This window comes from Mesorhizobium sp. M1342, from assembly GCF_040317955.1.
Lineage (GTDB): Bacteria > Pseudomonadota > Alphaproteobacteria > Rhizobiales > Rhizobiaceae > Mesorhizobium.
Genome location: NZ_JAMYLI010000056.1, coordinates 1 through 7,402, shown reverse-complemented (window position 1 = coordinate 7,402; position 7,402 = coordinate 1). Strand labels below are relative to the sequence as shown.

Genomic DNA, 7,402 nt, shown 5'->3' with positions numbered 1-7,402 from the left:
GAGGACCTCCTCGCTTGGTAGCTGGTTGCTCCTGTCCTGTGCTGCGATCCGCTCGTCCGGCGCGCGCTGGTCGCCGTCGCGCCAGATCAGGGGACGAAAGGACCCTGCGGGATCCGAGGCTTGGTGATGGGGCCCAGTTGGCACGAAAGGCAATGGCAGAACAGCGTCGTCTTCATTAGCTTTCCCAGGGAGCTCGCGCCCGAGTTCGGACTTCCGGAGATGAGCTAGTGCACTGATCCCACCGGAGTTGTTATAGCGCTTGGCATCTTCATCCAGCGACCCCTCGTGAAGCCGAGCCGCAATCCCCGGCTTTTTGTTTTCAACCAGGTATTCACTGAAACGTCTAGGAGCAGATCCATAGGTCTGAATGGTAGCGGGATTCGGCCCGGTCGGCGCTGCCTTGTACTCTTTGATGGGAGCCGCTGTGTAATCTCTGATGAGCGCGGCGTCGGCAGGGTCGGGATTATTCAGGACAGCGGCGCGGTCCAGCACTGGCGCTCCGCCCGCCCACGTCTTGAGATGACCCACTGCTCTAGCCACGTCCGAGGAGCCACTCTTGCTCTCGTACTCCTTGAGATCCGGATCCAGCGACTCCTCGTGAAGCCGAGCAGCAAATCCCGGCCTGTTATTATCAAAGAGCCAACGACCAAAGCCGAGAAGAGAATTTACATGGCGCTTGACCGTGCTCTCCAATGCTGACCTCAGCCCTTCGACAATGGTCGCATCGTTGGAATAGAGAGGACCCTTGTCGCGACCGGAGACCCCTATTGGAGGATCTGGCTGCACCGCCGGCGGCACAGAACGAGCAGGGTCACGCAACTCGGACGGTGCGGGGGGATTCAGATCAACCACTGACGAATCCGGCGCATCATGATGGCGCGCCGTTGAGTGACCCGGCTGCAGCACCGAGGCACCTAGCCTCGACCCACTGTCTCCGGCGTAGGGCGCCGCGGCGTGTTCTTGTCCGCTCCCTTGCACCATGAGTTGCGCCTCCCATGGCGATGTATCCACTTGAGGGCCGGGATCATGCACTGGTTCGTCCATTTGCTTTTGCAACCGAGCCCACCTTTCGGCCACCGCGGCCTCGCCAACCGCGGAGGGCGTCTCCTCAGCCCTGGCGAACGCTGGCCCGGCAGGCGCCGCCGGCACAGAACGAGCATGGTCACGCAACTCGAACGGTGCGGGGGGATTCAGATCAACCACTGACGAATCGCGCGCCGTTGAGTGACCCGGCTGCAGCACCGAGGCACCCAGCATCGACCCACTGCCTCCGGCGTAGGGCGCCGCGGCGTGTTCTTGTCCGCTCCCTTGCGTCATGAGTTGCGCCTCCCATGGCGATCGTAGAAGGTCCGCGTGCGGAATCGAGTCGAAATATCCCGACAAATCAGCGTCGACCTTCTGCTTTTGCAACCGAGCCCACCTTTCGGCCACCGCGGCCTCGCCAACCGCGGAGGACGTCTCCTCAGCCCTGGCGAACGCTGGCCCGGCAGGCGCCGGCGGCACAGAACGAGCAGGGTCACGCAACTCGGACGGTGAGGGGGGATTCAGATCAACCACTGACGAATCCGGCGCATGATGATGGCGCGCCGTTGAGTGATCCGGCTGCAGCACCGAGGCCCCCAGCATCGACCCACTGCCTCCGGCGTAGGGCGCCGCGGCGTGTTCTTGTCCGCTCCCTTGCACCATGAGTTGCGCCTCCCATGGCGATGTATCCACTTGAGGGCCGGGATCATGCACTGGTTCGTCCATTTGCTTTTGCAACCGAGCCCACCTTGCGGCCTCCGCGGCCTCGCCAACCGCGGAGGGCGTCTCCTCAGCCCTGGCGAACGCTGGCCCGGCAGGCGCCGCCGGCACAGAACGAGCATGGTCACGCAACTCGAACGGTGCGGGGGGATTCAGATCAACCACTGACGAATCGCGCGCCGTTGAGTGACCCGGCTGCAGCACCGAGGCACCCAGCATCGACCCACTGCCTCCGGTATGCGGTGCCAGGTGCTCGTCCCCCAGCATCATGGGCTGCGCCTCCCATGCCAATGCACCCACTTGATGGGTGGGGGCCTGCATCAGCACGCGAGCGCCTGAATTGCCGATCTCGCTCAGCTGCTTAGCTTTCCCAGGGGGCTTCTCTGGCCGACCCAATGCCTTCTGCGGCCCGCTGTGCTGCGCAGCGGCGTCCCCAATGGCACGAGCCTCCATGCCGACTGCGTCTTCCGGACGAGCAGCAAGGGCAATTTCGCGCCCGAGTGCGGCGTACGGCGGGAACTTCCGGAGATGAGCTAGTGCACTGATCCACCGGTTACCACTGGAGTCCAAATAACGCCTGGCATCTTCATCCAGCGACCCCTCGTAAAGCCGAGCCGCAATCCCCGGCCTGTTGTTTTCATGCAGGTATTGACTGAAACGTCTAAGAGTAGCCGCATAGTCCTGAGTGGTTTTGGGATTCGGCCCGGTCGCAGGCGCTCCCTTGTACTCTTTGATGAGAGCCGCTTTGTACTCTTTGATGAGCACGGCGTCGGCAGGGTCGGGATTCAGGGCAGCGCGGCCCACCATTGGCGCTCCGCCCGCCGACTCTTTGAGACGACCCAGTGCTCTAGCCACGTTCGAGGAGCCACTCTCGCGCTGGTACTCCTTGAGATCCTGATCCAGCAACGGATCGTCAAGCCGAGTAGCAAATCCCGGCTTGTTATTATCAAAGAGCCAACGACCAAAGCCGAGAAGAGAATTTACATGGTCCGTGACCGTGCGCTCCCCGACCTTACCGGCATAGAGTGCTGACCGCAGCCCTTCGACAACGGTCGCATCGTTGGAATAAAGAGGACGCTTGTCGCGACCGGAGACCACTACTGGAGGATCTGGCTGCACCGCCGCCGGCATAGAACGAGCATGGTCACGCAACTCGAACGGTGCGGGGGGATTCAGATCAACCACTGACGAATCCGGCGCATGATGATGGCGTGTTTCCCCGGGAACAACGTCCCGTACGAACACCGAGTCTGGGTTGCCTTGGTCCGGCGCGACTGGAGCCAGGGCTCTGTCGTGCAACGCTCGCGCTGACTGGCCGAGCCGCTTGATCCGCTGGTGAAACGTCCCAACGGGGCTTTCCTTAACCGCGTCTCGCGCCTGTCGGTCCATGAGTTCAAAGTTCGTGAGATAATTTGCCGTTCCAGATGTATCGTCACCCATGAGTCGGGTTTGTAGTGCCTGCCGATTGACGACGAGGTTGTTGAGGTTCAGGTCTGGCAGGTCTGGCTGCCATCTTTGCAATCGCCCAACCAGCGCCCGCGTGCCGTCCACCACGTAGACTCCGCAATCCCACTCGTTGCTCTGCTGGGCGATGCGGGGTAAGTCCACGCGGGTCTCCAGGCTGGCGCCCAGCCTTTCTGCGAGGTGTTTTGCAAGCTTGTCATGCCATCCGCTGACGGAGTCATAATGATAGGCAACCGGCCGTTCCCGGTCGCTGCGATCAACGAACAGCAGCGACCAATGTTTGCCGCGCTCCGCAAGAGTCTTACCGCCATCGCTCACTGGCACGAACAGGAAGTCGGCTGTGTCGTTACCGTTCTGATTATGGACGATGCGCTGGAATGCGCTTAGCTTGTCGCTCTCGGAGCCCAAGCGCAGATGATAATTGGCTACGAGGGGATCCACGAACCGCGTCCGGGCGGCGAGTTCTGGATTGTTCCCCTGCAACTCCTGCTCCAGGAGCTGGTAATCCCTGTGGATATGTTCGTCGCCTAGCAATTGCAATGCGCCGAGCACCCGCCCGCTGGGGTCGCCGAAAACACCAAAAAACCCTTCGACCGCGGGGGACATCCCCTCAGGAAAGAGCTCTGGCGAGGCGGAATTCCCCGCCCGCAAGCTGGGAGGAGCGAATTCCGGTGGCCTCAGTGGCACCTCCTCGCTTGGTAGCAGGTTGCTCCTGTCCTGTGCAGCGATCCGCTCGTCCGGCGCGCGCTGGTCGCCGTCGCGCCAGATCAGGGGACGAAAGGACTCTGCGGGATCCGAGGCTTGGTGATGGTGCCCAGTTGGTACGAAAGACGATGGCAGAACAGCGGCGTCTTCATTAGCTTCCCCAGGGAGCTTCTCTGGCCGACCCAATGCCTTCTGCGGCCCGCTGTGCTGCGCAGCGGCGTCCCCAATGGCACGAGCCTCCATGCCGAGTGCGTCTTCCGGACGAGCAGCAAGGGCAATTTCGCGCCCGAGTGCGGCGGACGGCAGGAACTTCCGGAGTTGAGCTAGTGCAATGATCCTCCGGTCACCACTGGAGGCCTTATAGCGCTTGGCATCTTCATCCAGCGACTCCTCGTGAAGCCGAGCCGCAATCCCCGGCTTGTTGTTTTCAACCAGGTATTCACTGAAACGTCTAAGAGTAGCTCCATAGTCGTGAATGGTTTGGCGATTCGGCCCGGTCGCAGGCGCTCCCTTGTACTCTTTGATGAGAGCCGCTTTGTACTCTTTGATGAGCACGGCGTCGGCAGGGTCGGGATTCAGGACAGCGCGGCCCACCATTGGCACTCCGCCCGCCGACTCTCTGAGACGACGCAGTGCCACAGCCACAGTCGAGGAGCCACCACTGCTCTCGTACTCCTTGAGATCTTCATCCAGCGACTCCTCGTGAAGCCGAGCAGCAAATCCCGGCTTGTTATTTTTAAAGAGCCAACGACCAAAGCCGTAAAGAGAATTTACATGGCGCTTGACCGTTTCCTCCTTGGCCTTACCCGCGTAGAGTGACCTCAGCCCTTCGACAACGGTCGCATCGTTGGAATAAAGAGGACGCTTGCAGCCGCGACCGTCGGAGACCACTACTGGAGGATCTGGCTGCACCGCCGCCGGCACGGGGGAACGAGCATGGTCACGCAACTCGAACGGTGCGGAAGGATTCAGATCACCCACTGACGAATCCGGCGCATGATGATGGCGCGCCGTTGAGTGACCCGGCTGCAGCACCGAGGCACCTAGCATCGACCCACTGCCTCCGGCGTACGGCGCCGCGGCGTGTTCTTGTCCGCTCCCTTGCATCATGGGCTGCGCTTCCCATGGGGCCGCGCCTTCGATGAGGCTCAGGTCTCCGTGAGACGGATGAGGATGGAACGGGTCTGGCAGAGCCGGAACGCCGGGGGCGGGAATTTGGGCAGCGGCTTGGCGCGCCTCGCCCGAGCGCTGCTCAAAGCCCTCTTGCCCGGCCTGTGCCGCTTGCTCTTGAGATGCCGGGGGCTGCACCTGCCGCCAACCTGTTACATTGGATAGGTCAAATTTGTGCCGGTTCACGTTAGCCTCACGTCCACAGATCAGCTGAGCAACCTACTCGGGCATACTTACGAGAAGCTGACGAGGTCCGCGGTCCCGGAGCGGGTAGGCCTAATTTTCTGCGCGCCGATTGCGCTGGCGCGACGTAGCCCGGCCTTTTGCCAGCTCGGCAGCTACGGCTCGCAAAGAGCGTCGTAAGGCTTGCGGAGCCGCCCCTCAGCTCCCGTCGAGGAGCAATCCACAATTCACATATTTGGAGATGGCTCGCTGGTTTACCGGTCTGCGAGCCCTGCAAGCCCATGCTTCAGATGCCGCCCGTGCAGAGGTATTTCATTTCGAGGTAGTCCTCGAGGCAATGGCGGGAACCCTCCTGCCCGATGCCGGACTGCTTCACTCGGCCGAAAGGCGCGGCTTCCGACGACATGCGTCCCGTGTTCATACCACTATGCCATATTCCAAGGCCTCGGCGACACGCCAAACACGCTTCCGTTTGAGGCACAAATGTGGGGGAAGGCCGTAGATCGTGTCGTTGGCCTCATGCACGACCTATCCGCATCGTCGAAGCAATCACAGGCGCCAGCCGCCCGAATGTCTCTTTCTTGCGCGATGGTCATCTCGCTGGAGACCGGACCGATAGTTCGACGTGCCATTCGCGCGATGCGTTTGCCCCCGCATCGATTCTGCGGCCTTTCGCGACGGCATGGGATTCGATTTTGGCCAGAGCCTGCCTGTCGATCAGCGCACCGATCGCCACTCCGGAGCAAAGCCCTCGCCAACGATAAGTGGCGGACTTTCTCCACGAACTCTCGACAAACACCTTCGTGAACGCCTGACTGGACGGGGGTAGCCATGCCGAACAGGTCGCATAACCACGCCATCGTTCGGCGACTGCAGCCGCGAAGCGTCTCGAACACATCGGCTCGATGCGGTTGCGTCCAGAATGCATCAGCGAGCGGCGGGAGTCTTCGCTATATTCGCCCCCGACATCCCGAAGTCCACCAGCTTGCCTGCCAAAAAGGGGTGTTGCATGAATAAACCCGCTTTCGTCGCCGTCAGCCGCGTGCCCAGGAAGGACGACAGTCTCCATAGCAAGAATGCGAGATGATCATCGTATTCAGCGGCAGCGTGCCGGCGAAATTGGGTGTTCGGCAAGCCAAATAGCGCGATGCAGAAGGATGGTGAGGATTTCGCGTCCGCCACTGCGATGCATAGAGCCACCCTTCGCAACCGACCAGCGCAACAAAGCTCGTTATGCGGCGCGTAGGTTCGTAGACGCTTATCCAGTATCGAGATAACAAGGCCGCTGCGCAGGAACGAACTCTGAGAGCGCACCCTGCGAGAGGTTGCGCTTGCTGACGCGGCTGTGGAAGAAGCAGGGGCTCGCGCCGAAGCGCATGATCACCGACTAGCTTCGCTCGTATGGAGCGGCAAAGCGACAGATGATGCCGGACGTCGAGCACCGGTCGCACAAGGGGTTGAACAACAGAGCGGAGAATTCCCATGTGCCGCCGCGAAAACGGGAGCGGATGATGCAGGGGTCCGATCGCCGGGAGGCCTGCAACGCTTCGTCTCGACCTTGTCAGCCCTCCGCAACCTCTTCGTCCCCCGCCCCAAACGTTCTGCTCTCGCCATACATGTTCATCGCTTGCAAGCCATCGCCGAATGGAAGGCCGTGACTGGAACGCCCGCAACAATGGATTGCTAACGGCGAACTCATGCTGGTCGGCAAGGCGATACTGGCTGGAGCATCAACTCGGCCGACGAGAGTGGCCACACCATCCTAGACAGGATCGGCCGATATGCCCGGCATCGCCGCTCTGCAAAAAGCACAGCGGGCATCCAGACGTTGCCGGGTTGACTATGGGTGTCCGAACCGCGAAAAGAGGCCGCTCTTTATGAGTGGCGTGCGCTGGCAGTCTAACCCCAAGCCCCCCGCCCGGGCTGCCGGCGCGCTTCTAGGAACATCGAGGTAGATGACGAGACTCCGAACTACATTTCCAAAGCTATCGGTGGATTCACATTTCAAGCCCAATCGATTTCCTACAGCCAGGCGCGAACGTTCGATTGGAACATTCAGAATTCACATCAAGGTGCACCGCTATTGCGTCCCGAACAGGTTCGGCTGCTCGATGACGACTACGAGATTGTTCTCATC

The 7,402-nt window shown here is 61.2% G+C and carries 1 protein-coding gene and 3 pseudogenes; 2 read left to right on the top strand and 2 right to left on the bottom strand.

The window, feature by feature from the left end:
- Positions 1-4,893, bottom strand: a 4,893-nt coding sequence (locus NKH06_RS31720) for a Ulp1 family isopeptidase (protein WP_352895092.1), incomplete at its 3' end; no start/stop codon positions are given.
- 658 nt (positions 4,894-5,551) lie between these two features.
- Positions 5,552-6,086 (bottom strand): annotated as a pseudogene (locus tag NKH06_RS32085) (aldehyde dehydrogenase family protein); the annotation flags it as partial.
- Positions 6,087-6,593: 507 nt separating this feature from the next.
- Here NKH06_RS32085 and NKH06_RS31710 point away from each other — a divergent pair.
- Positions 6,594-6,952 (top strand): annotated as a pseudogene (locus NKH06_RS31710) (DDE-type integrase/transposase/recombinase); the annotation flags it as partial.
- 267 nt (positions 6,953-7,219) lie between these two features.
- A pseudogene (locus tag NKH06_RS31705) lies at positions 7,220-7,402 on the top strand (type IV secretory system conjugative DNA transfer family protein); the annotation flags it as partial.